This window comes from Pseudomonas sp. RG1, from assembly GCF_025910115.1.
In the GTDB taxonomy this organism is placed as follows: Bacteria; Pseudomonadota; Gammaproteobacteria; order Pseudomonadales; family Pseudomonadaceae; genus Aquipseudomonas; species Aquipseudomonas atacamensis.
In genome coordinates this window covers 40,852-67,524 of record NZ_JAPCIK010000052.1, presented here as the reverse complement: position 1 = coordinate 67,524, position 26,673 = coordinate 40,852, and the positions used below count along the sequence as shown (strand labels likewise).

Here is a 26,673-nt window from a genome sequence, read left to right as displayed (position 1 = left end):
ATCTCTGGTGTCTGTGCTGGCCTCTTCGCGAGCAGGCTCGCTCCCACAGTTGATCGCATTCCAATGTGGGAGCGAGCCTGCTCGCGATAGACCGCGCAGCGGTCTCGATTGCTTAAAGCACGATACTCATGCCATCAAACGCCACTTCAACATTACGCCGCACCAGCTCTGCACGCTCCGGCGAATCCTCGTCGAGGATCGGGTTGGTGTTGTTGATGTGGATAAGTACCTTGCGCTGCTCGGGCAACTGCTCCAGCACTTCGAGCATACCGCCGGGGCCGTTCTGCGCCAGGTGGCCCATCTCGCTACCGGTGCGGGTGCCGACGCCACGGCGCTGCATTTCATCGTCATCCCACAGCGTGCCGTCGACCAGCAGGCAATCGCTGCCCGCCATGATTTCCAGCAGCGGCGCATCGACCTTGCCCAGCCCCGGCGCGTAGAACAGCTTGCCGCCAGTGTTGAGGTCTTCAACGATCAAACCGATGTTGTCGCCCGGATGCGGATCGAAACGGTGCGGCGAATACGGCGGCGCGGCGCTGCGCAACGGCAACGGGGTGAAACGCAGATTCGGGCAGGCGGCTACGGTGAAGCTCTGGTCGAGCTCGATACGGTTCCAGTCCAGCCCGCCGTTCCAGTGGGTGAGCATCTTGAACAGGGGAAAACCGGTGCTCAGGTCTTCGTGAACCATGTCCGTGCACCAGACCTGATGCGGGCAGCCTTCGCGCAGGCTGAGCAGGCCGGTGGTGTGGTCGATCTGGCTGTCCATCAGGATGATCGCGCTGATGCCGGTGTCGCGCAGGGCGCGGCCTGGTTGCATCGGGGCGAAGCTTTGCAGTTGCGCGCGGATGTCCGGCGAGGCATTGCACAACACCCAGTTCACGCCGTCATCGGAAATGGCGATGGACGATTGGGTACGGGCCTTGGCGTTCAGGCTGCCGTCGCGAAAACCTGCGCAGTTGACGCAGTTGCAGTTCCACTGCGGAAAACCGCCACCGGCGGCCGAACCCAGAATCTGGACGAACATGAACGCTCCATCATTTCAACGCGGAAAATAAAACGCCTCGGCGAGCCGAGGCGTTGCACTGCGATTCTGCGTAAGCAGAACTCAGCGGCTGGCGAAGTACATGGTGACTTCGAAGCCGATACGCAGGTCGGTGTAAGCAGGTTTGGTCCAGGCCATGAGATGTCTCCTTCTGAGGGTTGGGATAGCGCTATCCATAGTTATAGTCCACGGCAGCGCGGTGATGTTCCAATTAGTTAGGCGGCTATGTTACTCAAAATTTCAACGCCGTGACCCGTGAATCTTTGAGAAAGCTCCTTGCAGCCTCGGTAATGATCAGTTTGTCGCTTGCCACCGCGCGTCCGGCATCGATTCATTGGCCAGGCAATGCCAGCCGCCCTCGGCATGGATCAGACGCTGCGCAGCATCGAGCAAAGCCTGACGATTCAGCTGCTGGATCGCCGCGACCAACTGCTCACGGTAATCCGACGAATGGCCAGCGAGTTTGCCCTGCCACAGCAGCTCGGCGGCATCCTTGGTGGACAGCGTGGCGTCGTCGAACTGATCTGCAAGAACTTGGCGCTGTTGCTTGAGGCTTGCGTCATCGAGCGTTTCGATCAACGCGGGGATGTTTTTGAGGAACTCTTGAATGTATTCGAGCAACTCGGCGGCCGAAGTCGTCGGCGATTGCACGCCAAAGACAATCGCGGTCCTGCCGTGCAATTGACGCAGCGCGCTGAACACGGCGTACCCCAATTGCAATTCGACACGCAGGCGCTGGTAAAAAGGCGTCTGGCACACCTGAGCCAGAAGGCGCCATGCAGCTTCATCAGCGATGTCGCGGCTGGCAGTCGGGCAGATCAGCAGCAAGGCGTGTTCGCTGGAGGCCGTGTTGATCTGGCTCCAGTGGTACTGGGCTTGGGCGATCGGTGTCACCGCTAGCTGATTGTCCGGTGTGCCGGGAATGCGGCTCAGCGCCAGGCCCAAGGCTGATTGGGTTTGTTGGTTGAGGCCTAGAGCGAGGCCGTCCCAGCGCGAAGTTGTCCACAGCTGATTGGCGTCCTCGCTGGTTCCAATTGTGGGCAGGGATTTCTCTGGCAACGCTTCGAGTAGTTGGCGGATCGGCATCGACGGTATCTGCACCGCGTCGCGCGGCGAATCGGCGTCGATCATCGTCAGACATTTCAGCGCATGCTTGAGGACACTGGGCATCGGTTCCTGTAATCCAGTCATTTTCAGCAGGCATTGGTTACCTGCGGCGCTGAAAGACAAGTCCACTCCGGCTTCGGACGCATCCTGTCGGGTCTGGCGCAGACTGCGCTGCAATCTTGCGCGCAGATCGGCGCTGGCCGCCGTCTCGACCTGCCAGCGCAGGTAAATCGCGCCCTCATCGCTGTTGTCCGGCAGGGCCAGGCTGAACTGCATCGGCGATCGCTCGCGACGACTGCGCGAGCGATCCTGGGCGAAGGTGCGCAGGCCACGGTGGGCGCTGGTCTGGCCGCGAATCAGTCCGGCGTTGGCCAGCGGTTCACTGGCGCGCAAGAAAGGATTGGCGGCGGGCAGATGCCAATGATCGCTGAAGTTATCCACAACGCCGATCTCGCGAAGGATGTGCTCAAGTGCGGTAGCGCCGGATTCGGACAGGCCGAATGCTTGCTGCTCGAGATCGAGCCGTGCCAGTTGCAAAGCGCCGCTGACTTGCTGCTGGCGCTGAAGCAGGGCGGCGTATTCCTCGCGCAACGGCTTCCAGTCCTGACGGGCGAAGAAGCTCAGCCAATCCAGCAGGCGTTCGCGAATGGTATCCAGGCGGTCGCCGTCGGCATGGAATTGAAGATGCAGCAGCGCTTGGCCGGCGAACTGGTAGAGCGGCGTGGCTTTCAGGCCGTCAGCCAGATTCTGTTGATGCAGGTATGCGAGCAATCCACCAGGTTTTGCGCTATTCAACCAATGACAGAGAAAAGCCATCGCCTCGGCGGATGACTCGGGCAACGCGTCGAAAGCAAATAACAGGTTCGTGTGAGCGCCGACCTGTTGATAACTTTTCACTGCCAACGGTGGCGGTGCGGCCTGGGCAACTTTATCCCCAACCGGCAACACCGCTGCGAATTGCTGCGCCAGCTCCCGAAGCTCATCGATACTTTGCGGCCCGACTAGACTGAGGGTCATTTGCCCGGTTCGATAAAAGCGCTGATGGAAGTCTTGCAGCGCCGACTGAAACCCAGGCGATTCGACCTGCAAGCTGTCCCGATTGCCCGCATGAAAACCGCGCAACGGATGCTCCGCTGGTAAACCTTCATACAAGGCAAACTGCTGTTGCGCTGTCGGATCCTGCGACCAGGCGACAAACTCCGCCTGCAGCACTTCCCGTTCACGCAGTTGATCGTCCAGATTCATCCGTGGCCGGGCGAGCATGTCTGACAGACGCTCGAGCCCCGCGCTGAAGGACGACACAGGCAACTCGAAGAAAAAGTCCGTGGTGCGCTCGCGGGTGCTGGCATTCACCTGCCCGCCGTGACGTTGCACGTAGGCCATCAGCCCTTCGTCTGTGGGAAAACGCTCGGTGCCGAGAAACAGCAAGTGCTCGAGAAAATGCGCCAGCCCCGGCCATGCCAGCGGCACGTCATGACTGCCGGCCGCCACGCGCAACGCGGCAGCGCTGCGCTTGAGACCGGGCACGTGGCGCAGGGTCACGTGCAGGCCGTTGGCCAGGGTTTCAGAGTGGGGGCGGGGATGAGTCGGCGCGGGCATGGGCACTTCCAGAACAGTGAAGTGCCCATGCTAGCGGATTAGCGGCGGTTGAGCGCGCCGTAAAGCTCCGGGCGGCGATCGCTGAGATAGCGATTGGCCTGACGTGAGTCGTTCATCAATTGGCGGTCCAGTTCACCGACGATCAACGCCTCGTCCAGGCCTGCCAGAGCGATACGGCTGCCGTCCGGTGCGGCAATGCTGCTTTGCCCGCAATACTGGATATCGCCTTCATGTCCGCAGTAATTGGCATAAGCCACGTAGCACTGGTTTTCGAAGGCGCGGGCACGCACGGTGACATCGGCGACGAAGTCGAACGGAATCATGTTCGCCGTCGGCACCACGATCAGCTCGGCGCCGGCCAAGGCTAGGCGCCGGGCGTTTTCCGGAAACTCCAGGTCGTAGCAGATCAGGAAGCCGAGCTTCCAGCCGTTCAATTCAACCACCGGCAAGTCGGAGTCACCGGGGCTGAACATTGACCGGTCGAGATCGCCAAACAGATGCGACTTTCGATAGTTGCACAGGCGCTCGCCGTGGGCGTCGATCAGCTGCACGGCGTTGTAGATCTGCCCGTCGGCGGTGCGCTCCGGATAACCGTAAACGATCGCCAGACCCGCAGCCTTGGCAATCCGGCCGATCTGCTGCGCCCATTCACCGTTGTAGACCTCGGCCAGCGTGCTCACCGCTTCGGCGCCGATGTTGTAGCCGGTCATGAACATCTCCGGCAGCACCAGCAGGTCGGCTCCCTTGGCCTCCATCGCTACCTGATGCAGGCGCTGCAGGTTGGCGGCGGGGTCCAGTGGCAGCGGTGGACATTGGTAAACGGCTACGCGCATCGGGGAATCCTCTTACTCGGGCAGGGCGATAGGGCCGATGTCTTTGAACACATCACCCGGGCCCGGGTTCTCTTTATGTGTCGAACCGCCGAAATGTTTCATGATGCCCCACACCGCGTTGAGCGAGGTCTGCACCGCGCCTTCAACCCACGCGGGCGTCCATGACACATCGTCGCCAGCGATGAAGATCCCGCGCTGCTCGGCCGGCATGTCGTCCTGCATGAAGTGCGCGTACATGCGCTGGTTGTAGCGGTAATGGCCGGGCAGGGCGCCCTTGAAGGCGCCGAGGAAGTACGGATCGGCTTCCCACGACACGGTGATCGGATCGCCGATGATCCGCGCGGCGATGTCGACTTTCGGGTAGATCTTTTTCAGCGCGTTCAATGCCAGCTCAACGCGTTTTTCTACCGGATGCGGGAGCATTTTCAGCGCGTCGCTCATCCACGAGTACGACAGGCAGATCACCCCCGGCTTGTCGTCACCGTTGTCGAACAGATAGGTGCCGCGGGTCAGGCGATCGGTGAGGGTCATGCTCATCACATCGCGGCCGGTTTCTGGATCTTTGTCCTTCCAGAATGGCCGGTCGACCATCACGAAGGTTTTCGACGACTGCATGTAGCGTGTGCGGTCGAGGGCCATCCACATCTTCTGCGAGAACAGGGTTTCGTCGCATTCGATCTGAGTGGTCAGCAGCCAGCTCTGGCAGGTTGTCAGGACGGCGGCGTATTCGCGGGTGTCACCGTTGTTGTCGGTTACGGCGAAACGGCCTTGCGGTGCGTGAGCGATTTTCTTCACACCGGAACGCGGTGCGCCACGGTGCAGTGATTTCAGGCTGGTGCCCGCCGGCCAGTGCACGCAGCGCTCCGGCACATGGCGCCAGATGCCCTGCGGCACCTGCTCGACGCCACCGACCACCAGGTGCTGGTGATCGTCGCAATTGGTCATTACCACGCGGAAGATTTCCAGCATCGAATTGGGAAAGTCTGAATCCCAGCCGCCGGTGCCGAAACCGACCTGACCGAACACTTCGCGGTGCTGGAACGACAATTTGGCGAAGGCTTTCGAGGTGGCGACGAAGTCGTAAAAGGTCCGGTCGTCCCACAGCGGCACCAGCTTGTTCCACAGCTCTTTCAGGCGCGGCACATCGCGATCACGGATGGCTTGCTGGATGTCGGAGAACTGCGAACCGGCTTCCAGCGCATCTGCCCAGGCGTCAGCCACTTCCTGAAACAATGCAGGAAGATCCTTGAGGCTTTCGGCGTAATAGGTTTCGCCTTCCAGATCGATCACGGTGCTACCAGAAGCGCCGGTCAACGGGTTGGGAAAAGGCTTGGTTTCGAGGCCGAGCTTGTCGACGTAGTGATAGAACGCGGTGGAGGACACTGGAAAGCGCATGCCGCCAAGCTCGGCGACGATGGCGTCGGTGCCGTTGAAGGCTTGCGAGCGCAGACGACCGCCGAGTTTCGACGCCTCGTACACCACCGGCTTCAAACCGAGTTTCATCAGTTCATACGCAGCCACCAGACCGGCAATACCCGCGCCGACAATCGCCACCTCAGCGCCATGGTGCTGCTCGGGAATGCTGCCCAGGCCGGCGGGATGCTCGATCCAGTCGTCAAACGCGAACGGAAAGTCCGGACCGAAAATGGTGACTGGTTTTTTTCCGTCTGCAGGATGGCGATTGTTCTTGTTCATGGCTGACCTTATTGGCGACCCGACGCAGGTTCGCGTCTGAGTATAGGAAAAGATGCCAGCCATTCTAGGGAGCGTGGAGCGCGTTAATAAGACGCAATGTGTCGTCGTTTTGCCTGATTGTTGTGCAGACTGACGATTGCGGGCTGCATACCGACCAAAAAAGTGGGAGCGAGCCCGCTCGTGAAGCGGCTCAGCCAGAATGCCCGGCCAATGCTCAGACCGGCTGCCCGCGATCAATCTTGCTGCTCAGAATGATCGAAGTCGTAGTTTTCTCCACCCCATCGACGCTGCCAATCTGATCCAGCAATTGATCCAACTGCTCCGGCGAATCGGTGCGCAACCACGCCACATAATCAAACTCGCCACTCACCGCACACAGCAGCTGCACCTGCGCCATCGCACTCAAGCGCCGCAGCACGTCCTTGCCGGAACGCGGCTGCACCTTGATCCCGACGTAGGCTTGCAAGCCACCATCGACCACACGCTGACCCAAGCGCACGCCATAACCGGTGATTACCTTGGCCTTTTCCAGCCGGGCCAGACGCGACGTCACCGTCGTGCGAGCAATGCCTAGCTGACGGGCGAGCATGGCCACGCTTTCGCGGGCGTTGATTTGCAGCGCGGCGATTAGCTGGCGGTCGATTTCGTCGAGGATGGGTTGGCGGGTGTCTGGCAAGGGGGACTCCGGTGGCATGGGACAATCAGGTTAAGGATGGTACAGGGACAATCGCGTTGGGGCTTTCTGCGTTCTCTCAAACGGATTTTCCTGCGCAGTTCCAGAACGTTGCGCCCGCCGAGACGAAACCCAACCACTCGCCCACAAAAAAGCCGCGCATCAAGCGCGGCTTTTCAATTTGGTGGGCCCACACGGACTCGAACCGTGGACCAAAGGATTATGAGTCCTCTGCTCTAACCAACTGAGCTATAGGCCCTCAGTAGGCCGCGGATTATAGCGACGGTTTCGCGGCTGTGCTATCCGAAAAATCCGATACGGTTATATGCAGAAACGTCGCGGCGAATTCCTCCGGTGGCAGCGGCAGGCTGACGATGTAGCCCTGTATCTGTTCGCACCCTTCAGCAGCGAGGAATTGTTGTTGCGCCTGGGTTTCCACGCCTTCGGCAATCACGGTGAATTGCATGCTGCGACCGAGCGCGATGATGGCGCGTACGATCGCTGCGTCGTGGGGGTCGTCAGGCAGTCCGCGGACGAAGGATTGATCAATCTTGAGGATGTCCAGCGGCAGGCGTTTGAGGTAGCTGAGCGAGGAGTAGCCGGTGCCGAAGTCATCGATCGCCAGCTGCACGCCGAGGTGTTTGAGTTGGTGTAGCACTGCCAGCGCCTCTTCGGCCTGACTCATGATGAAGTTCTCGGTAATTTCCAGTTGCAGTAAATCCGGCCTGAGGTGGTTGTCCTTGAGCAGTTGTTCGATGCGCACCAACAGGTTGGGCTGACGCAATTGCGCACCGGCGAGGTTGACCGAAAGCGGACCGAGCGGTTGGTAGATCTCGTTCCACTCGAACATCTGCCGGCAAGCGGTCTCCAACACCCAGTCACCGATCTGCAGGATCATGCCGTTTTCTTCCGCTAACGGAATGAAATGCTCGGGCGGCACGTCGCCGAAGGTCGGGTGACGCCAGCGAATCAACGCCTCTGCACCGACCAGACTGTGATCGACCAGGCTGATTTTCGGTTGGTAATAGAGAAACAGCTCATCGCGCTCGATGGCGCGGCGCAGTTCGTGTTCCAGCGCTATGCGCTCGCTGGCTTGGGCAGTGAGGTCGCGGGTGTAGCTTTCGACGCGGTTGCGTCCTTTGGCTTTGGAGCGGTACATCGCCGCGTCGGCGTTTTTCACCAGCGTGGCCACATCGCAACCGTCGCGGGGATAGAGGCTGGTGCCGATGCTGGCGCTGATAAAGAACTCGTGTTCGCCGGCCTGGAACGGCGCACCGAAGCAGTTGAGCAGTTTCGTCGCGATGTTGTCGGCGTCGCTGGCTTGCTGCAAGCCTGGCAACAGGATGATGAATTCGTCACCGCCCAATCGCGCGACCGTGTCGATATCGCGCAGTTGTTCTTTCAAGCGCACGGCGATGCCCTTGAGCAACAGGTCGCCGACCGGGTGACCGAGGCTGTCGTTGATGTGTTTGAAGCGGTCGAGATCGAGAAACAGCACCGCGCCCTGGCCGCCATTTTCCTGCTGGCTGGTCAGGGCCATTTGCAGGCGACTCTCGAACAAGGTGCGGTTGGGCAAACCGGTGAGCGGGTCGTGGTGGGCCTGATAATCGAGTTTGGCCTGGGCATGCTTGAGGCTGGAAATATCGGCGAACACCGCGACGAAGTGAGTGATGAACTTGTCGCGATTGCGCACCGCGCTGATCGTCAGCCAGCTCGGGTACAGCTCGCCGTTCTTGCGCCGGTTGGAAATCTCGCCTTGCCAGTGTCCCTCGTCGGTCAATTGATGCCACATCGCAGCGTAGAAAGCGCTGTCATGCAGCCCTGACGCCAGCAAGCGTGGCGTGTGGCCCAGCGCTTCACTTTCGCTGTAACCGGTGATTTCGGTGAAAGCACGATTGACGGCGCTGATGTGTTGTTGAGTATCGGTGATCAATACGCCCTCGGCGGTGCTCTCGAAAACGGTCGCGGCCTGCTGCAGTTTTTCCTGCATGAGATGGCGTTCGGTGATGTCGCGGGCGATGGTCAGCATGCAATCCTCGTCGCCAATCGGCAGCGGTCGACTGGACACTTCGCACAGGCGAATCTGCCCGTCGCTGCGACGGATGTGGCATGTGAAGTCGCGGACGAAACCGTCGCGTTGCAGCAGGTCGAGCATCTGTTTGCGTTCGTTGAGGTTGACCCATATACCCAGATCCAGCGTCGAACGATCCACTGACATGGCGCTGTTGAAACCGGTGATGCGGCTGAAACCTTCGTTGACCTCCAGCAGCAGGCCGTCGCTCTGGCGCGACAGCAACAGGCCATCCGGCGACGCATGGAAAGCCTTGGCGAACTTCTCTTCAGAGGTTTGCAGTTGCTGTTGGGTTTCCTTGAGCTGGCTGATGTCGCGCACCACGACTACCAGCGCCGGCGTGGTATCGAGGTCGAAGGGTTCGGCGGAAATCAGCCCGGTGAAGACTTGGCCGTTGTTGCGGCGAAAGGGCATTTCCAGATTACGGATACTGCCGGCCTGCAAACGCTGCAAAAGGCCCGGCCCGACGCCGGGAATGCCCCAGATATTGAGGTTGGTGGCGGTCTGCCCGATCACGTCCTCGGCCCTGAGGCCGATCTGCTCTTCGAAGGCCTCGTTGACCTCCAGCAGGCAGCCGTCGGACAGGCGTGCAATCACCAGAATGTCCGGGCATTGCTCGAACACTGACGCGAACTTCTGCTCGGACAGCCGCAGCGCTTCTTCGGTGCGTTTGATTTCGCTGATATCGATCATCAACCCGCGCATCACCGGTTCGTGGCCATGCTCGATCAGGCTGACAATGTCGCGCACCCACAGGCAGCGGCCGTCGGCGGTGATTACGCGATAGTCGACGATGTGATCGCGGCCCTGGCGCAACGCTTCCCTGCAATAGTTCTGCGTGCGGGTCAGGTCGGCCGGGTGAATGATGTTGTGCCAGAAACCCGGAATCAGCCAGTGAGATTGTGGATAACCGAGCAAGTCTTCAGCATGGGGCGAAACATAGCTGTAGGTGAAGTCGCTCATCCGCGCTTCCCAGGCGATGGCTGACAAGCTCTCCACCAGGCCGCGGTAGTGATATTCGCTGCTGCGCAGCTCTTGTTCGAGGTCGATGCGCCGGCTGATTTCCGAACTCAGGCGGCGGTTGATGCGAATCACCACGGCGAGGATCGTCATCAGCAGCAACAGACCGGGCAGACCGTACATCAGCAGGTCCGACCAGAACGTGCGGTGGTCGAGCACATTGCCGACCCAATGTTCCTGGATGCTACTGATTTCCGCCGGGGTCATGTCGGCGAGGACTTTATCAAGTATCCCGACCAGCACCTTGTTGTCGCGGGGCACGGCCATCGCCAATTGATAGCGATATGGGGTTTCGCCGCTGACGTAGAGGCCGTCGAGCTTGAGCTGGCGCAGGCTCCACACGCTGGAAGCGAGATCGCCGACCACCGCGTCCACTTCATCGGTCGCCAAAGCTTGCAGCGCCGAGCTGACATTGGGCATGGCGACCAGATTCAGATCGGGGTGGTGAGTACGCAGCAGTTCGTGGGGGGCGTAGTTTTCCACCACGGCGATTTTCAGACCGTACAGGTCGTCGAGTTTGCGCGGCTGGGCGCCGCCGACATGGGCAAGGATGACGATCGGGAAGTCGAGGTACGGCCGGGTAAATGCCAGGTAATTCTGGCGCTCCGGCGTGGACATGATCCCTGGCAGCAAATCGATCTTGCCTTTTTTCACCTGCTCCAGCACCACCGTCCAGCTTGCCGGTTCGATCGGCGTCAGCTTGATCGCCAGACGTTGGCGAATCACGTCGATATAGTCAGCGGCCAGACCCTGATAGCGGTTCTGATCGTCACGAAATTCGAAAGGCGGCCACGACGCGTCGACACCCAGGCGCAAGTCAGGGTGAGCCGCCAGCCAGCTGCGTTCTTCATCGGTGAGAGTCAGCGCGTCAGCCGTGGCGGTGCAGATCATCAATGACAGCAGAAAAAGCACGGGCGCCAGTCTGGGCATAACGCTCTCGTCACGGCTTGGGGATGATTGTTTCGAGTGTAGACGGGGTACGCGGCGGGGAGGGCGGAGCGGGGAATTTAATCTGCCATAAAACAAAACCCCCGGCCTGGGCCGGGGGTTCTGGTATCACTCGTCGAGGAAGGAGCGCAGATGCTCGCTTCGCGTCGGATGGCGCAGCTTGCGCAGCGCCTTGGCTTCGATCTGACGGATCCGCTCACGCGTTACGTCAAACTGTTTGCCAACTTCTTCGAGCGTATGGTCGGTGTTCATGTCGATACCGAAACGCATGCGCAGTACCTTGGCTTCACGGGCAGTGAGGCCGGACAGCACTTCGCGAGTCGCTTCCTTCAGACTTTCCACCGTGGCGACATCGATTGGCGACTGCATGGTCGAGTCTTCGATGAAGTCGCCCAGATGGGAGTCTTCGTCATCACCGATCGGGGTTTCCATGGAGATCGGCTCTTTGGCGATCTTCAGTACCTTGCGGATCTTGTCCTCAGGCATTTCCATGCGTTCGCCCAGCTCTTCCGGAGTCGGTTCGCGACCCATTTCCTGCAACATCTGCCGGGAAATACGGTTGAGCTTGTTGATCGTCTCGATCATGTGCACCGGAATACGGATGGTGCGGGCCTGGTCGGCGATCGAGCGAGTGATCGCCTGGCGGATCCACCAGGTGGCATAAGTCGAGAACTTGTAACCACGACGGTATTCGAACTTGTCCACCGCCTTCATCAGACCGATGTTGCCTTCCTGGATCAGATCGAGGAATTGCAGGCCGCGGTTGGTGTACTTCTTGGCGATCGAGATCACCAGACGCAGGTTGGCTTCAACCATCTCTTTCTTCGCGCGGCGGGCCTTGGCCTCACCGATCGACATGCGACGGTTGATGTCCTTGATTTCTGCGATGGTCAGACCGGTCTCGGTTTCCAGCGCAATCAGCTTCTGCTGGCAACGGATGATGTCCGGCTGCACGCGACCGATGGCTTCGGCGTACTTGCTCTTGCCTTTGGCCAGCGCGTCGGACCAGCTTTCGTCGACTTCGTTGCCCGGGAACTGACGCAGGAAATCGGCGCGCGGCATACGTGCATCACGTACGCACAGCTGCATGATCGCGCGCTCTTGCTGACGCAGACGATCCAGGGCACTGCGCACACGCTCGACCAGGGCTTCGAATTGCTTCGGCACCAGTTTGATCGGCATGAACAGCTCGGCCAGGGCCAGCAGCTCGGCAACCGCTGCCTTGTTGTGACGACCGTGCTTTTTCAGGGCCTTGCGGGTGATTTCCATCTGGTCGGCGACGGCGCCGAAGCGCTGTGCAGCGATGACCGGATCCGGACCGCTTTCGGCTTCTTCTTCGTCGTCGGAAGATTCGGCATCATCGTCGTCAGTGTCGTCGTCAGCCTTGACGGCTTTCGGGTCAACCGGCGGCGGCACTTCTGCCGCAGGCGGCGCGATGCCGTCGTCCGGGTCGATATAACCGCTCAGGACGTCGGACAGGCGACCACCTTCGGTGGTGACGCGGGTGTACTCGGAGAGAATGTGGTCAACCGTGCCAGGGAAGTGCGCAATTGCGCTCATCACTTCACGAATGCCTTCTTCGATCCGCTTGGCGATTTCGATTTCGCCTTCACGGGTCAGAAGCTCGACCGTACCCATTTCACGCATGTACATGCGCACCGGGTCAGTGGTGCGACCGATATCGGTCTCCACCGCCGCCAACGCAGCGGCTGCTTCTTCCGCAGCGGCCTCGTCGGTATCGGCGTCGGCCAACATAAGGGCGTCCGCATCCGGAGCACTCTCGTGTACGGGGATCCCCATGTCGTTAATCATGCGGATGATGTCTTCCACCTGCTCCGGATCTGAAATATCCTCGGGCAGGTGGTCGTTGACCTCGGCGTAAGTCAGATACTTCTGCTCACGACCCAGTTTGATCAACTCAATAATACGAGACTGCTGTTGCGCTTTTCCGGACATAACACCCTATCCACTGAAGGTCTTGGCGGGCAAAAAACAAGCCGAGGATTATACCTGAGCTATGACCTCACGCGCCAGTTGAGGTCGGGTTTGATGCGGAAACATTGCGACTTAAAAGGTCGCGCAGTTGATTTTTCTCTTCGACGCTCAGTTCGCTTTGCCGCGCTTTCCTGAGTAACTGTTCGAGATTTCGCTCGCGTTGGCGGGCGGACAAGCTAGTAATGGTGTCGAAAAACTGTTGTTCAAGGTTATCTCCGTCAATCAGCCATTCCTTTTCTGCCAGTGCCTTGAGCAAGCGACCCTGTTCAGTGCCGTGCCATCGCGCGATCAACTGAAATGAGTTTAGCTTGGGATTCTTCTGTACGGCTTCGAGCAGCGCCACAAGCAACTGGGCGTTGGTCTGATTTTCATCGGCAATGTGCCCGGCGTCTTCGACGCGCTTGGCCAGTTGCGGATGATGGAGCAATGTTCTCAATGCCGTCAGGGTTGGCGATTCAACGCCAATCGGCGTGCGCGGGCGCTGCTGTTCGCGATCGCCACCACGCTTGCCGTTCTTGTCCCAAGGTTTCTTGTCCCACTTCTTGCCGCCGGCGCCGGGTTTCTTCGGCGTCCATTCCTGCTGCGGCGCGTACATGTCCTGTGCCTGCGGCTGATGGTAGTCGCTGTAGTCCGGCATGGCGTCGTAATCGAAGCCCGGATCGTAGGCGGGCGGTGCTTCCTGCGGCGCACTCTGAACCAATTGGCTGACGGTCTCGCTGCTCAGGCCGGTAATCTCGGTCAGTCGCTGACGCATGAGGATGCGCAGGTTCGCTCCCGGCACCTTGTCGATCAATGGTGCGGCGAGGGTGGCCATGTGCGCCTTGCCCTCAAGCGAGCGCGGGTCGGCTTCTTCGGTCAGTTGCTGGAAAAAATAATCGGCCAGCGGCTGCGCGTGCTGATTGATGCGCGCCTTGAATGCGTCGGTGCCTTCGGCGCGAACCAGGGTGTCCGGGTCTTCGCCTTCGGGCAAAAACAGGAACCGCGCGCGACGACCGTCCTGCAGACACGGCAGGGTCGCTTCCAGTGCGCGCCACGCGGCGTTGCGGCCCGCCTGGTCGCCGTCGAAGCAGAACAATACGTTCGGCACGACGCGAAACAGGCGCTTGAGGTGTTCTTCGCTGGTTGCGGTACCCAGCGTGGCGACGGCATTGCGCAAGCCTTGCTGAGCTAGGGCGATGACGTCCATGTAACCCTCGACAACGATGATTTCATCGAGGTTGCGATTGTTCTTGCGCGCTTCATAGAGGCCGTAGAGTTCCTGGCCTTTATGGAATACCGGGGTTTCCGGTGAGTTCAGGTACTTGGGCTTGTCGTCGCCCAGTACGCGACCGCCGAAGGCGATGATCCGTCCGCGGGTGTCGCGGATCGGGAACATTACACGATCGCGGAAGCGATCATAGCGCTTGCCGGTTTCGGCGTTCTCGATCAGCAGGCCCGCTTCGATCATGGCCTTCTGTTGCAGGGTGTCGCTGCTCAGATGCTTGAGCAGGTTGTCCCAGCCCGGCGGCGCAAAGCCGAGGCCGAAATCCCGAGCGATCTCGCCGGTCAGGCCGCGGCCCTTGAGGTAATCCACCGCAGCCTTGCGCGACGGATGGCTCTTGAGTGCCTGCCGGTAAAAATCAGCGGCGGCGGTGAGCAGTGGATACAGCGGCGAATCGGTCGGCTGACGCGGCTTACGCTCGCGGCCGCTTTCTTCGCGGGGGATTTCCATGCCGGCGGCTTTGGCCAGATCTTCGACGGCCTGGGGGAAGTCCAGGTTGTCGTGATCCATGAGAAAGCCGAGGGCGTTGCCGCCAGCGCCGCAGCCGAAACAGTAATAGAACTGCTTGTCGGGGCTGACGCTGAACGACGGGGTTTTCTCTTTGTGAAACGGGCAGCAGGCGGTGTAGTTCTTGCCGGCCTTCTTCAATTGCACGCGCGAGCTGACCACGTCGACAATGTCGGTGCGGTTCAGCAGGTCGTCAATGAAGCTCTGGGGAATCAGCCCGGCCATGGCGTTCTCGTCGTCTGCGCTGCAATAAATCCGTTGCGACAGGCTGTCGGACGCGGGCCATTGCTGGAAACGCACAAAAAGTGCGGCTCGACCGGTGTCGTCTGCGTGATCGCTGTCGGGAAGTGTATCTGCCGAAAATCCACTGACGTTAGTACCTATCAGTCTTCGACTATTTGAAAGTGTTGCGCTGAATCCGCTGACGGCCGGTTGTTGGCCTCGGATAGCTCAATAAAGCGGGCACGCATGCAGGTGCCTTGGGCTGATCGTCGTAAGAGGAATCAGTGGGTGTGCTCGTCAGTAGCCTTGAAAGGCTCGTCAGAAAAGACGTGCACCGCTGGCAAAAGAGCCAGGCCTGACGCGGTGAAGCAGATTTGTCTCGGTCGCATCGGCGGCGTCGACGGTGAATCATCAAGCGTTTTACGCAAATGCCATTAGCCCGGCTGAGGGCCGGGCTTAGGCAAGAAGCTTGCTACGAACGTCTGTGGATTAGTACAGACGAACGGCGCGGCGCTGTTCGCGCTGAACTTTCTTGGCGTGACGCTTAACAGCGGCTGCTGCTTTGCGCTTACGCTCAGAAGTTGGCTTCTCGTAAAATTCGCGGCTACGAACTTCAGCCAGTACACCGGCTTTTTCGCAGGAGCGCTTGAAACGACGCAGAGCTACGTCGAAGGGTTCGTTCTCTTTTACTTTGACGGCTGGCATCCAGAGCTACCTTCATTCATTACCGGGGTCAACATCCTCGCGGCAAAAGAGCACTTGAAGACGTCGGTTTTTAAGGGTTGCGGATGTTAACCCCTCATCGCTCGGAATGCAAAGCCTCTGATCGAAAACCGCTGGTCGGGGCATCACGTGGCGACTATTATGCGCGCCTTCGAATTCAGCCTAAACAAGGCGCAAACCCATGCTAGTACTGGGATTAGAAACCTCCTGCGACGAAACCGGCGTCGCATTGTATGACAGTGAACGCGGTCTGCTGGCCGACGCGCTGTTCAGTCAGATCGACCTGCACCGCGTCTATGGCGGTGTGGTGCCGGAGCTGGCCTCGCGTGACCACGTCAAACGCATGCTGCCCTTGATCCGTCAGGTGTTGGCCGAGGCCGACTGCGTGCCGACCGAGATCGACGCTATCGCCTACACCGCAGGTCCTGGCCTGGTCGGCGCGCTGCTGGTCGGTGCGTCCTGCGCGCAGGCGCTGGCGTTTGCCTGGGGCATTCCGGCGCTTGGCGTGCACCACATGGAAGGCCACTTGCTGGCACCGATGCTGGAGCCGAAACCGCCGCAATTCCCGTTCGTCGCTTTGTTGGTTTCCGGTGGTCATACACAGCTGGTTCAGGTCGATGGCATTGGCCAGTACAGCCTGCTCGGCGAGACGCTCGACGATGCGGCCGGTGAAGCCTTCGACAAAACCGCAAAGATGATGGGCCTCAATTACCCCGGCGGGCCGGAAATCGCCAAGCTGGCCGAGAAGGGCGTCGCAGGACGTTTCACTTTTCCGCGTCCGATGTGTGATCGCCCAGGTCTGGACTTCAGCTTCAGCGGCTTGAAAACCTTCGCCCTCAACACCTGGCAGCAATGCGTCAGCGCCGGGGACGACGGCGAGCAAGCCCGGTGCGACATCGCGCTGGCATTCCAGCAGGCCGTGGTGGAGACTTTGACCATCAAGTGCAAGCGCGCCCTGAAACAGGCAGGCATGAAGCGGCTGGTGATTGCCGGCGGCGTCAGCGCCAACAAGGCGTTGCGGGTTTCGCTGGAAAAGATGCTCGGCGATATGAAGGGCGTTGTGTTCTATGCGCGCCCGGAGTTCTGCACCGACAATGGCGCGATGATCGCGTTTGCCGGTTGCCAGCGCCTGAAGGCCGGTCAGCAGGAAAGTCTGGCAATCACCGTGCAGGCACGCTGGCCAATGGAGCAGTTGTCGGCGCTGTAATGAGCGACGCTCACGGACGGCAGTCAGAAATGCCGTTCGCGCCCGGCAAACAGGTCGCGTAGATTGCCGCGATGGCGCCAGACAATCAGCAAGGTCAGCGCGCTCATTGGCAGCAAGGCTTCCGGCTCTTGCCAGGCCAGCAACGGCAGGGTCAGTGGCGTGGCAATCAGCGCAGCCAGCGAGCTGGTGCGGGTCAGGTAGAACGTCAGCAGCCAGGCGCACACCGCCAGCAGCGCGGCGGGTGGATACAGGCCGAGCAGCATGCCAGCGGCAGTGGCAACGCCTTTGCCGCCGCGGAAGCGAAAGTACAAAGGGAACAGGTGACCGATCACGGCGCACACGCCAATCCACGCCTGATCCTGCAGTGAGAGGCCTGCGCTCGAGGCGATCAGCACCGGCAGCAGGCCTTTGCACAGATCACCGAGCAGGGTCAGGATCGCCAGTTTGCGACCGGCCAGGCGCAGCATGTTGGTGGCGCCGGCATTACCCGAGCCACTCATTCGCGGATCCGGATTTCCGGTCAGGCGGCTGAGCAAAATGGCGAAGGACAGCGAGCCGAGCAGGTAGGCGAGAATCGCCAGTAACCAAAACATGCTAACTATTCCGGGCGAGGACGCCCTGATTCTAACGGCGCATCGCGCCCTTGTCGTGCAGCGGAGAGAAGTGCTTGGACAGAGTGTTTATCGAGGGCCTGGAAGTCGACACCGTGATCGGTGCCTACGACTGGGAGCGTGGCATCCGTCAGTGCCTGCGTCTTGATCTGAGCTTCGCCTGGGACAATCGCCCGGCCGCCGCCGGCGACGACCTGACCCTGGCGCTCGATTACGCCAGTGTTTCCACGCGCATTCAGGCCTTCGCCGAGCAGGCGCAGTTCCAGTTGGTCGAAACCTTTGCCGAGCGTCTGGTTGAAGTGCTGATGGCCGAATTCAAGATCACCTGGGTGCGACTGAAACTGACCAAGCCGGGCGCCGTTCCGGCCGCCAAGGGTGGTGTGGGTGTGGAGATCGAGCGCGGATGTCGCTGACTCAGGTCTACCTCGGGCTCGGTAGCAATATCGAGCGCGAAACCCATTTGCGCGCCGGTCTCGATGCGCTGGCCACGTTCCTGGTGGATATCCGATGTTCGGCGGTGTTCGAGAGCCAGCCGGTGGGCATCAAGAGCGGGCCATTCTTCAATTTCGTGGTCTCGGCCTACACGGACCTGCCGTTGATGGAGCTCGATCGGCGCTTGAAATTCATCGAGGCGGACAACGGTCGTTATGCCCCGGATCGCAAGGGCTTGCCGCTGGATATCGACGTGCTGCTGTATGGCGATCTGGTCGGTAAGTTCGACGGATTGGTACTGCCGCGTGCGGAAATTCTGAAAAATGCCTTTGTGCTGTGGCCGTTGTCGTTGATTGCGCCGGAGCGGGTGCATCCGGGGGTGGGCAAGAGCTTTGCGATGTTGTGGGCTGAGGCGCAGATTGATCAGGTGTTGGCGCCGGTGGAGTTCGAGTGGCGGGGGGAGCAATTAACCCCTCCAGATTTGCGTTGATCTGACTTACGTTTTCGCGAGCAGGCTCGCTCCCACATGGGATCGAGGTCTCCGGTGGGAGCGAGCCTGCTCGCGAAGTTTTTTATCAGGCTGTCGCCGCCTCTTTGTAGGCTTTCAACGCCTTCAGTCGTTCCCGCTTCAGCGCTTCGCCCAGTTCCGGCCCCTTGAGTCCCTGCTCCAGCAACGGCTGCACGGCCACTTCCCGCGCGGCTTTCGCCGCTCCGCGCAAATAATCCGCCTGTGGATAACTGCGCTGCTCCAGGCCTTTGCGGCCCCGAGCGTCCATCTCGCACGCGGCGATAAACTCCTCGAAGCGCTGCGGCCGTCGGTAGACATCGAAACTCTGCAGCAGCTCCAGCAGCGTCGAGGCTTTCAGCTCCAGCGCCCGGTGCCCATGGGTGTGGTATTGCCCGACCAGCAGCGCCAGTTCCTGACAGTCTTTGGGGGCTTTGAAGCGCTCGTTGACCGCTTTGATCAGCTTCAGCCCGGTGTGCTCATGGGCGATATGCCTGGGCCATTCTTCTTCCGGCGTCAGGCCTTTGCCCAAGTCGTGCAGCAGGCAGGCCCAGCGCACTGTCAGTGGTTGTTTGTGCAGGGATGATTGCTCCAGCACGCTCAGGGTGTGCAGGCCCGTGTCGATTTCCGGGTGATGGGTCTCTGGCTGCGGCACGCCGAACAAGGCGTCGACTTCCGGCATTAGCTCTTTGAGTGCGCCACAGTCGCGCAAGACCTGGATGAACACCTGTGGACGGTCTTCCATCAGTGCGCGGGAAATCTCTTTCCAACTGCGCTCAGCGGTCAGCGCCTGCAATTCGCCGGACTCACTGAGCTGGCGCATCAGATCCATGGTTTCGTCGGCGACCGTAAAGCCCAATCCTGCGTAGCGTGCGGCAAAGCGGGCAACGCGCAGTACTCGCAAGGGATCTTCGGCGAATGCCGGGGAAACATGGCGAAGGATTCGTGCTTCAAGATCGCGCTGGCCATGGTACGGATCGGTCAGGTTGAGCTGATCGTCCTCGGCCATGGCATTGATCGTCAGGTCGCGGCGAATCAGGTCTTCTTCGAGCGTGACTTCGGGACTCGCGTAGAAAGTGAAACCGCCGTAACCGCGACCGCTTTTGCGCTCCGTGCGGGCGAGGGCATATTCCTCACCGGTTTTGGGGTCCAGAAACACCGGGAAATCTGCGCCGACCGGGCGGAATCCCTTGGCGAGCATTTCTTCAGTGCTTGCACCGACCACGACCCGGTCGACATCAGTGACCGGCAACCCTAAAAGGCGATCACGTACCGCGCCGCCAACCTTGTAAACCTGCATAAAAAACCTCCGTCAGTCCGACAGGATAACCCTTGCGTCAGACTTTCGGAGGCCAGAACCGGATCAAAGATGAATCACGGCCAGATCGAGCCGGCCGTAATCGCCCTCGCTGTGTTCACTGCGCGGCGGCACGTGATGGGTTTTCATGATCTGGTCGCCTTGCAGGGTTTCCAGATGAATGTCGAAGCCCCAGAGCCGGTGCAGGTGCTTGAGCACTTCCTCGGTGGAGTCGCCCAATGGTTTGCGATCGTGTTGCTGATGGCGCAGGGTCAGCGAGCGATCGCCGCGCCGATCAATGCTGTAGATCTGCACGTTCGGCTCACGATTGCCGAGGTTGTACTGCGCGGCCAGGGTTTCACGGATGATCCGGTAGCCGCCCTCGTCATGGATGGCCGGCACCAGCAGGTCGTCTTTCTGGTCGTCATCGAGAATGCTGAACAGCTTCAGATCGCGGATCACCTTGGGGGACAGGTACTGCAGGATGAAGCTCTCGTCCTTGAAACTGCTCATGGCGAACTTGATGGTCGACAGCCAGTCGGAACCGGCGATGTCCGGGAACCAGCGGCGATCCTCTTCGGTAGGCTCTTCGCACATGCGCCGAATGTCGCGGTACATGGCGAAACCCAACGCATAGGGGTTGATGCCGCTGTAGTACGGACTGTCGAAACCCGGTTGGAACACCACGCTGGTGTGCGAGGTGAGGAATTCCATCATGAAGCCGTCGGTGACCAGGCCTTCGTCATACAGATCATTCATCAGCGTGTAATGCCAGAACGTTGCCCAGCCTTCGTTCATGACTTGGGTCTGGCGCTGCGGATAGAAATACTGGGCGATCTTGCGCACGATGCGCACGATTTCGCGTTGCCAGGGTTCCAGCAGTGGCGCGTGTTTCTCGATGAAATAGAGGATGTTTTCCTGCGGTTCGGCCGGGAAGCGGGCGTTGTCCTTGTCGCTGTATTTGTCCGCGCCTTTGGGAATGGTGCGCCACAGATCATTGATCTGCTTCTGCATGTGCTCTTCACGGTCCTTTTGCCGCCGGCGCTCTTCTTCGGCGGAGATCGGATACGGACGCTTGTAGCGGTCGACGCCGTAATTCATCAAGGCATGGCAGGAATCGAGCAGATCTTCCACGGCGTCGATGCCGTGGCGTTCCTCGCACTGCATGATGTACTGCTTGGCGAACACCAGGTAATCAATGATCGAACTGGCATCGGTCCAGGTGCGGAACAGGTAGTTGCCCTTGAAGAAGCTGTTGTGGCCATAGCAGGCATGGGCCACCACCAGCGCCTGCATGCAGATGGTGTTTTCTTCCATCAGATAGGCGATGCACGGGTCGGAGTTGATTACGATCTCGTAGGCCAGACCCATCTGCCCGCGACTGTAGGATTTCTCTGTGCTGAGGAAGTGTTTGCCGTAGGACCAGTGGTGATAGCCCAGCGGCATGCCCACCGAGGCATAGGCGTCCATCATCTGCTCGGCGGTGATCACTTCGATCTGGTTGGGATAGGTGTCCAGTGCATAACGGGCCGCGATCCGGGCGATTTCGCGGTCGTAGGTCTGGATCAGCTCGAATGTCCATTCGGAGCCGGTGGAAATGGGTTGGCGTTTCTGCTCTTTGGCGGTCATGTCACTAACCTGCGCTGGAAGAGTTCACGGAAGACCGGATAGATATCTCCGGCCGAGACCAGTTGCTGCTGGGCAAACGTGTCAGAGAAGGCTTCGGCGATGCGTTCGTATTCGTACCACAGGGCCTGGTGTTCGCGCGGGGTGATCTCCACATAAGTGTAGTACTGCACAAACGGCATGATCTGGTTGATCAGGATGTCGCGGCAGATCGGCGAATCGTCGTTCCAGTTGTCGCCGTCGGAGGCCTGAGCGGCGTAGATGTTCCACTCGTTGCTCGGATAGCGCTCGGCCATGATTTCCTGCATCAGCTTCAGGGCGCTGGAAACAATGGTGCCGCCGGTCTCACGAGAATAGAAAAACTCCTCTTCGTCCACTTCCCGGGCGCTGGTGTGGTGACGGATGAACACCACGTCGATCTTGTCGTAGTTACGCTTGAGGAAAAGGTACAGCAGGATGAAGAAGCGCTTGGCGATGTCCTTGGTCGCCTGCGTCATCGAACCGGAAACGTCCATCAGGCAAAACATCACTGCTTTGGAACTGGGATTGGGTTGCTTGACCAGCAGGTTGTATTTCAAGTCGAAGGTATCTAGGAACGGCACGCGATGGATGCGTGCGCTGAGTTTTTCAATTTCAGCCTCGAGTTCCTGGATATCGCCGAAGTTGTCCGGTTCTTCGCGCTTGAGCCGTGCCAGCTCTTCCTTGGCTTCGCGCAATTTCGCGCGGCTGCTGCCAGACAGGGCAATACGACGCGCATGCGCTGAGCGCAGGGTGCGGATGATGTTGATCCGCGACGGATTGCCCTCGTTGCTGATCCCGGCGCGTACGGTTTTGAATGTGTCGGTGCCGGTCAGGTTGCGTTTGACCAGGTTCGGCAGTTCCAGGTCTTCGAACATGAATTCGAGAAACTCTTCCTGCGTGATCTGGAAGACGAACTCGTCCATGCCTTCGCCGGAATTCCCCGCCTTGCCCGGACCGCGTCCACCGCCGCCTCCCGGTGGACGAGCGATATGTTCACCGGCCGTGAACTCTTTGTTACCGGGATGCACCACGGTCTGTTTGCCGCCGCGTCCGTGATGAAGCACCGGTTCGTCAATGTCGCGGCCGGGAATGCTGATCTGTTCACCGTGCTCCATATCGGTAATGGAGCGGCGACTGACTGCCTCTTCGACAGCCTTTTTGATGTGATCACGGTATCGCCGCAGAAAGCGCTGACGGTTCACCGTGCTCTTGTTCTTGCCATTGAGGCGTCGGTCGATCACATAGCTCATAAGGCCCCTCCGGGGAGCTTCAAGTTTTGAGCTGCAAGCTGCAAGTAGAAGCGAATGCCCCGTATTTTCGGGTTCACGCGCTTAGTTCTTGCAGCTTGTGGCTTATAGCTTGCAGCTGCCTCACTGCGACTTGCGGACCCGCAGGTACCATTCGGACAGCAGGCGTACCTGTTTATCGGTGTAGCCACGTTCAACCATTCGCGTAACGAAGTCGTTGTGTTTCTGCTGATCCTCCTTGCTGGCCTTGGCGTTGAAGCTGATGACGGGCAGCAGGTCTTCGGTGTTGGAGAACATTTTCTTCTCGATGACCACCCGCAGTTTTTCGTAGCTGAGCCAGGTCGGGTTCTTGCCGTTGTTGTTGGCCCGGGCGCGCAGGACGAAGTTGACGATTTCGTTGCGGAAATCCTTCGGATTGCTGATCCCGGCCGGTTTCTCGATTTTCTCCAGTTCTTCGTTCAGCGCCACGCGGTTGAGAATCTCGCCGGTTTCCGGGTCGCGATACTCCTGATCCTGAATCCAGAAATCCGCGTACAGCACGTAGCGGTCGAAGATGTTCTGACCGTATTCGCTGTAGGACTCCAGATAAGCGGTCTGGATTTCCTTGCCGATGAACTCGATGTAGCGCGGCGCCAGGTATTCCTTCAGATAGCGCAGGTAGCGTTCGCGGGTTTCGGCCTGGAACTGTTCCTGTTCGATCTGCTGCTCCAGCACATAGAGCAGGTGCACTGGGTTGGCGGCGATTTCATGCGGATCGAAGTTGAACACCTTGGAGAGGATCTTGAAGGCGAAGCGGGTCGACAGACCGTTCATGCCTTCGTCGACACCGGCCGAATCGCGATACTCCTGAATCGATTTGGCCTTCGGATCAGTGTCCTTGAGGTTTTCACCGTCGTAGACGCGCATCTTCGAATAGATGTTGGAGTTTTCCGGCTCCTTGAGGCGCGACAGCACGGTGAATTGCGCAAGCATTTTCAAGGTGTCCGGTGCGCAGTGCGCCTTGGACAAGGAACTGTTGAACAGGAGTTTGTCGTAGATCTTCACTTCATCGCTGACGCGCAGGCAGTACGGCACTTTGACGATGTAGATCCGGTCGATGAACGCCTCGTTGTTCTTGTTGTTGCGGAAGGTGTGCCACTCCGACTCGTTGGAGTGAGCCAGCAAAATCCCGGTGAAGGGAATCGCGCCGAGGCCTTCGGTACTGTTGTAGTTGCCCTCCTGAGTAGCGGTCAGCAATGGGTGCAGCACCTTGATCGGCGCCTTGAACATTTCGACGAATTCCATCAAGCCCTGGTTGGCTCGGCACAGCGCACCGGAGTAGCTGTAGGCGTCAGCGTCGTTCTGCGGGAATTCTTCGAGTTTGCGGATATCGACCTTGCCGACCAGCGCCGAGATGTCCTGGTTGTTCTCGTCACCGGGTTCGGTCTTGGCCACGGCAATCTGATTTAGGATCGACGGATACAGCTTGACCACGCGGAACTGACTGATGTCGCCGCCGAATTCGGCCAGGCGTTTGGTCGCCCAAGGCGACATGATGGTGTTCAGGTAGCGTCGTGGAATGCCGAAATCTTCCTCAAGGATCGCGCCATCTTCAGTGGCGTTGAACAGACCCAGAGGTGATTCGAAGACCGGCGAGCCTTTGATGGCGTAGAAAGGTACCTTCTCCATCAGCTGTTTCAGCTTCTCGGCCAGGGACGATTTACCGCCACCGACGGGGCCGAGCAGATAAAGAATCTGTTTCTTCTCTTCCAGGCCTTGGGCAGCGTGGCGGAAATACGAGACGATCTGGTCGATGCATTCTTCCATCCCGTGGAAGTCTTCAAAGGCCGGATAGCGGCGGATCACCTTGTTGGAGAAGATGCGCGACAGCCTCGAATTGGTCGAAGTGTCGAGCAGTTCCGGTTCGCCGATCGCCATCAATAGACGCTCGGCGGCGGAAACGTAGGCGCTGCGATCGTTTTTGCACAGCTCCAGGTACTCCTGCAGAGAGAGTTCTTCCTGGCGTGTGGATTCGAAGCGTTGTTGGAAGTGGCTAAAGATACTCATGACGTCACCTCGCTCGATACGTGGAGCCGACGCCGGATCACTCAGTCGATGCTGGCAGCAGTCGCTGGTGGCAGCTGCTGTTTACCCCCCAGAATTCTCCCACGGTCGACAAACCGCGAAAGCTACTCCCGATGATCCGCGCGCCGGTGTACCGGCTCTCCCCTGATTTGGATGGCCTGCGCTTAAGGATAGTTGGGAATTCGAGAGGTAAAGGCGAGATACGTAATTAGTTGTGGCAGACCGTTCGTCTGCCGCGCGCAGGCCCACGGCAGCCGGGGCCTGCGCTGCGCAAAAAAATTATTCGGTGGTGCCTTGCGCGGTTTCCGACGGATAAGTCGTACGCCACAGCTCAAAGCCGCCGTCCATGCTGTAAACATCGGAGAAACCTTGGCTGACCAGATAGGCGGCTGCGCCCTGACTGGAGTTGCCGTGATAGCAAACCACGACGGTCGGTGCATCAAGATCGGCGCCTTGAATGAAAGCGTGCAGCGAATGGTTGTCGAGATGTTTGGAACCGCTGATGTGCAGCGCGGCGAAGGTCGCTGGATCGCGTACGTCGACTACGACTGCGCCCTGTTCACGCAGGGCCTGCGCCTGTTCCGGGGGGATTCGTTTGAATTCGCTCATGGCGGGTTCCTGTAGCTCAACTGAAAGTGCAGTCTAACGCGGCGCGTCGACTGGCGAAGATTCGGGGATAAGTGGCGCAACCGTGTGTGCAAGCCCGCCGTGCTCGTCGCATTTGCATGACAGGCGTTCGCCGCTGTCGACGTTCATCAGCGTCAGGCTGCCGCCCCAGACGCATCCGGTGTCCAGCGCGGAAATGCCCGGCTCGTGGATATTGCCCTCGAGCGCAGCCCAGTGACCGAAGATGATGCGCAGGCCTTTGGTCTTGCGCTCCTTGTGCTGGAACCACGGCTTGTAGCCGGGCGGGGCGCTGTCCAGGCCTTCCTTGCTTTTGAGGTCGAGCTTGCCCTCGGCGGTGCAAAAGCGCATGCGCGTGAAGTAATTGGTGATCACCCGCAGACGATCAATGCCTTTGAGATCGTTGTCCCATTTTGCCGGCTCGTTGCCGTACATACCGTCAAGGTAGGCGGGGAATACGTTGTCGTCACGCAGGGCGGTCTCGACTTCGGCGGCGCACTTCAACGCACGGCGCAGCGACCATTGCGGCGGGATGCCGGCATGGACCATCGCAACATCGCGTGTTTCGTCGTAATGCATCAGCTTCTGCTGGCGCAGCCATTCCATCAATTGCGGGCCGTCGGGGGCCTCGATGATTTCGCGCAAGGTGTCACTTTTCTTCAAGCGCTCGATCTTTTTCGCGGCGGCCAGCAGATGCAAATCGTGATTGCCGAGGACACAGACCAGCGACTCGCGCATCTCGTAGAGAAAGCGCAGGGTTTCCAGCGACTGCGGGCCACGGTTGACCAGATCGCCGACCAGCCACAACCGGTCAAGCACCGGGTCGAACGCGACTTGCTTGAGCAGGCACTTGAGCGGTTCGAGGCAGCCTTGCAGGTCGCCGACGGCGTACGTCGTCATCAGTGCAGGGCTCCGGGCACGGCGAGGCGAAACGGTTTGATGGTCGCATCGAAACGTTTGCCGTCGTCGGCGAGCATCTGATAGGAGCCTTGCATGGTGCCGACCTTGGTGGTCATCACCGTGCCGCTGGTATACGTGTGGCTCTTGCCTGCATCGATCAACGGTTGCTGGCCGACGACGCCTTCACCGCGCACGTGTTCGACATGGCCGTCACCATCGGTAATCACCCAGTGCCGGGACAGAAGCTTGGCGGCAAGCTCGCCGTTGTTCTGCACGGTGATGGTGTAGGCGAAGGCGAAGCGGTCGTGTTCGGGTTGCGATTGGTCTGCCAGATAATGGGTGACGACGCTGACATCGACCTGATAACGGGAATCGGACATGCAAGAAGGCCTTAACGAAGCGGAACGCGGGGCGTAGCTGATGGGGAATCAGTCTAGGCAAGT

Annotated in this window: 21 protein-coding genes and 1 tRNA gene; 3 read left to right on the top strand and 19 right to left on the bottom strand. The window is 59.6% G+C overall.

The features are described from left to right. Window positions 1-112 precede the first annotated feature (112 nt). From pqqB to rpsU, 11 genes are all read right to left on the bottom strand, one after another. Window positions 113-1,024 (bottom strand): pyrroloquinoline quinone biosynthesis protein PqqB, encoded by a 912-nt coding sequence (gene pqqB, locus OK411_RS25590; protein ID WP_264365855.1) that lies wholly within the window; start codon window positions 1,022-1,024, stop codon window positions 113-115. 81 nt (window positions 1,025-1,105) lie between these two features. After that, window positions 1,106-1,180, bottom strand: coding sequence for a pyrroloquinoline quinone precursor peptide PqqA (gene pqqA / locus OK411_RS25585; protein ID WP_003444522.1), 75 nt, complete (start codon window positions 1,178-1,180; stop codon window positions 1,106-1,108). A 156-nt stretch (window positions 1,181-1,336) separates the two neighbouring features. Continuing rightward, on the bottom strand, window positions 1,337-3,748 hold the full coding sequence (gene pqqF, locus OK411_RS25580) for a pyrroloquinoline quinone biosynthesis protein PqqF (RefSeq protein WP_264365854.1): 2,412 nt from the start codon (window positions 3,746-3,748) through the stop codon (window positions 1,337-1,339). A gap of 38 nt (window positions 3,749-3,786) precedes the next feature. After that, window positions 3,787-4,581 carry a carbon-nitrogen hydrolase family protein gene (locus OK411_RS25575; RefSeq protein ID WP_016772877.1) on the bottom strand — a complete coding sequence of 265 codons (795 nt, stop codon included), beginning with the start codon at window positions 4,579-4,581 and terminating at the stop codon, window positions 3,787-3,789. 12 nt (window positions 4,582-4,593) lie between these two features. Beyond that, a complete protein-coding gene (locus tag OK411_RS25570; protein WP_016772878.1) occupies window positions 4,594-6,276 on the bottom strand; it encodes a flavin monoamine oxidase family protein in 1,683 nt (560 codons plus the stop codon). Window positions 6,277-6,490: 214 nt separating this feature from the next. Further along, on the bottom strand, window positions 6,491-6,952 hold the full coding sequence (locus tag OK411_RS25565; RefSeq protein ID WP_264365853.1) for an Lrp/AsnC family transcriptional regulator: 462 nt from the start codon (window positions 6,950-6,952) through the stop codon (window positions 6,491-6,493). Between the two features lie 179 nt (window positions 6,953-7,131). Beyond that, a tRNA-Ile gene (locus OK411_RS25560) sits at window positions 7,132-7,208 on the bottom strand. 15 nt (window positions 7,209-7,223) lie between these two features. Continuing rightward, the gene (locus OK411_RS25555) at window positions 7,224-10,970 is read right to left on the bottom strand and encodes a bifunctional diguanylate cyclase/phosphodiesterase (RefSeq protein ID WP_264365852.1); all 3,747 of its coding nucleotides are present in this window, start codon (window positions 10,968-10,970) and stop codon (window positions 7,224-7,226) included. 126 nt (window positions 10,971-11,096) lie between these two features. Next, the gene (rpoD, locus tag OK411_RS25550; RefSeq protein ID WP_024014550.1) at window positions 11,097-12,944 is read right to left on the bottom strand and encodes an RNA polymerase sigma factor RpoD; all 1,848 of its coding nucleotides are present in this window, start codon (window positions 12,942-12,944) and stop codon (window positions 11,097-11,099) included. A 67-nt stretch (window positions 12,945-13,011) separates the two neighbouring features. Next, on the bottom strand, window positions 13,012-14,976 hold the full coding sequence (gene dnaG / locus OK411_RS25545; protein WP_076564352.1) for a DNA primase: 1,965 nt from the start codon (window positions 14,974-14,976) through the stop codon (window positions 13,012-13,014). Window positions 14,977-15,462: 486 nt separating this feature from the next. Then, a complete protein-coding gene (gene rpsU, locus OK411_RS25540) occupies window positions 15,463-15,678 on the bottom strand; it encodes a 30S ribosomal protein S21 (protein ID WP_002551877.1) in 216 nt (71 codons plus the stop codon). Between the two features lie 199 nt (window positions 15,679-15,877). Between rpsU and tsaD the strand changes: the two genes are divergently transcribed. Continuing rightward, window positions 15,878-16,903 (top strand): tRNA (adenosine(37)-N6)-threonylcarbamoyltransferase complex transferase subunit TsaD, encoded by a 1,026-nt coding sequence (gene tsaD / locus OK411_RS25535; RefSeq protein ID WP_136493055.1) that lies wholly within the window; start codon window positions 15,878-15,880, stop codon window positions 16,901-16,903. A 23-nt stretch (window positions 16,904-16,926) separates the two neighbouring features. Here the strand turns inward: tsaD and plsY are convergent, their stop codons facing one another. Beyond that, window positions 16,927-17,496 carry a glycerol-3-phosphate 1-O-acyltransferase PlsY gene (gene plsY, locus OK411_RS25530; protein ID WP_024014548.1) on the bottom strand — a complete coding sequence of 190 codons (570 nt, stop codon included), beginning with the start codon at window positions 17,494-17,496 and terminating at the stop codon, window positions 16,927-16,929. Between the two features lie 74 nt (window positions 17,497-17,570). Here plsY and folB point away from each other — a divergent pair, with 74 nt between their 5' ends. Both folB and folK read left to right on the top strand, forming a co-directional pair. Next, a complete protein-coding gene (gene folB / locus OK411_RS25525) occupies window positions 17,571-17,927 on the top strand; it encodes a dihydroneopterin aldolase (RefSeq protein WP_016772885.1) in 357 nt (118 codons plus the stop codon). Beyond that, window positions 17,918-18,436 carry a 2-amino-4-hydroxy-6-hydroxymethyldihydropteridine diphosphokinase gene (gene folK, locus OK411_RS25520; protein ID WP_264365848.1) on the top strand — a complete coding sequence of 173 codons (519 nt, stop codon included), beginning with the start codon at window positions 17,918-17,920 and terminating at the stop codon, window positions 18,434-18,436. The genes folB and folK overlap by 10 nt, the downstream gene beginning before the upstream one ends. An 85-nt stretch (window positions 18,437-18,521) precedes the next feature. Here folK and OK411_RS25515 read toward each other — a convergent pair whose 3' ends face one another. The 7 genes from OK411_RS25515 to apaG form a co-directional block, all read right to left on the bottom strand. Next, window positions 18,522-19,751 (bottom strand): multifunctional CCA addition/repair protein, encoded by a 1,230-nt coding sequence (locus OK411_RS25515; RefSeq protein WP_264365847.1) that lies wholly within the window; start codon window positions 19,749-19,751, stop codon window positions 18,522-18,524. A 63-nt stretch (window positions 19,752-19,814) separates the two neighbouring features. After that, window positions 19,815-21,377 (bottom strand): SpoVR family protein, encoded by a 1,563-nt coding sequence (locus OK411_RS25510; RefSeq protein WP_024014545.1) that lies wholly within the window; start codon window positions 21,375-21,377, stop codon window positions 19,815-19,817. Next, a complete protein-coding gene (locus tag OK411_RS25505; protein WP_039757709.1) occupies window positions 21,374-22,645 on the bottom strand; it encodes a YeaH/YhbH family protein in 1,272 nt (423 codons plus the stop codon). Before OK411_RS25505 ends, OK411_RS25510 begins: the two co-directional genes overlap by 4 nt. Window positions 22,646-22,765: 120 nt before the next feature. Further along, window positions 22,766-24,688, bottom strand: a complete 1,923-nt coding sequence (locus OK411_RS25500; RefSeq protein ID WP_016772892.1) for a PrkA family serine protein kinase — start codon at window positions 24,686-24,688, stop codon at window positions 22,766-22,768. 297 nt (window positions 24,689-24,985) lie between these two features. Continuing rightward, complete coding sequence (gene glpE, locus OK411_RS25495; protein ID WP_110754832.1) at window positions 24,986-25,315, bottom strand: thiosulfate sulfurtransferase GlpE; 330 nt, start codon at window positions 25,313-25,315, stop codon at window positions 24,986-24,988. Window positions 25,316-25,348: 33 nt separating this feature from the next. Next, on the bottom strand, window positions 25,349-26,230 hold the full coding sequence (locus tag OK411_RS25490; protein ID WP_016772894.1) for a symmetrical bis(5'-nucleosyl)-tetraphosphatase: 882 nt from the start codon (window positions 26,228-26,230) through the stop codon (window positions 25,349-25,351). Next, window positions 26,230-26,610 carry a Co2+/Mg2+ efflux protein ApaG gene (apaG, locus tag OK411_RS25485; RefSeq protein WP_122612442.1) on the bottom strand — a complete coding sequence of 127 codons (381 nt, stop codon included), beginning with the start codon at window positions 26,608-26,610 and terminating at the stop codon, window positions 26,230-26,232. Before apaG ends, OK411_RS25490 begins: the two co-directional genes overlap by 1 nt. Window positions 26,611-26,673: the final 63 nt, after the last annotated feature.

Coding starts and splice junctions, on each gene's coding strand:
- OK411_RS25515 (WP_264365847.1), bottom strand. CDS start 19,751: ATGCAGGTTTACAAGGTTGGCGGCGCGGTACGTGATCGCCTTTTAGGG.
- rpsU (WP_002551877.1), bottom strand. CDS start 15,678: ATGCCAGCCGTCAAAGTAAAAGAGAACGAACCCTTCGACGTAGCTCTG.
- dnaG (WP_076564352.1), bottom strand. CDS start 14,976: ATGGCCGGGCTGATTCCCCAGAGCTTCATTGACGACCTGCTGAACCGC.
- plsY (WP_024014548.1), bottom strand. CDS start 17,496: ATGTTTTGGTTACTGGCGATTCTCGCCTACCTGCTCGGCTCGCTGTCC.
- pqqB (WP_264365855.1), bottom strand. CDS start 1,024: ATGTTCGTCCAGATTCTGGGTTCGGCCGCCGGTGGCGGTTTTCCGCAG.
- folK (WP_264365848.1), top strand. CDS start 17,918: ATGTCGCTGACTCAGGTCTACCTCGGGCTCGGTAGCAATATCGAGCGC.
- OK411_RS25575 (WP_016772877.1), bottom strand. CDS start 4,581: ATGCGCGTAGCCGTTTACCAATGTCCACCGCTGCCACTGGACCCCGCC.
- OK411_RS25570 (WP_016772878.1), bottom strand. CDS start 6,276: ATGAACAAGAACAATCGCCATCCTGCAGACGGAAAAAAACCAGTCACC.
- apaG (WP_122612442.1), bottom strand. CDS start 26,610: ATGTCCGATTCCCGTTATCAGGTCGATGTCAGCGTCGTCACCCATTAT.
- OK411_RS25490 (WP_016772894.1), bottom strand. CDS start 26,230: ATGACGACGTACGCCGTCGGCGACCTGCAAGGCTGCCTCGAACCGCTC.
- tsaD (WP_136493055.1), top strand. CDS start 15,878: ATGCTAGTACTGGGATTAGAAACCTCCTGCGACGAAACCGGCGTCGCA.
- pqqF (WP_264365854.1), bottom strand. CDS start 3,748: ATGCCCGCGCCGACTCATCCCCGCCCCCACTCTGAAACCCTGGCCAAC.
- OK411_RS25555 (WP_264365852.1), bottom strand. CDS start 10,970: ATGCCCAGACTGGCGCCCGTGCTTTTTCTGCTGTCATTGATGATCTGC.
- glpE (WP_110754832.1), bottom strand. CDS start 25,315: ATGAGCGAATTCAAACGAATCCCCCCGGAACAGGCGCAGGCCCTGCGT.
- OK411_RS25500 (WP_016772892.1), bottom strand. CDS start 24,688: ATGAGTATCTTTAGCCACTTCCAACAACGCTTCGAATCCACACGCCAG.
- OK411_RS25510 (WP_024014545.1), bottom strand. CDS start 21,377: ATGACCGCCAAAGAGCAGAAACGCCAACCCATTTCCACCGGCTCCGAA.
- OK411_RS25505 (WP_039757709.1), bottom strand. CDS start 22,645: ATGAGCTATGTGATCGACCGACGCCTCAATGGCAAGAACAAGAGCACG.
- rpoD (WP_024014550.1), bottom strand. CDS start 12,944: ATGTCCGGAAAAGCGCAACAGCAGTCTCGTATTATTGAGTTGATCAAA.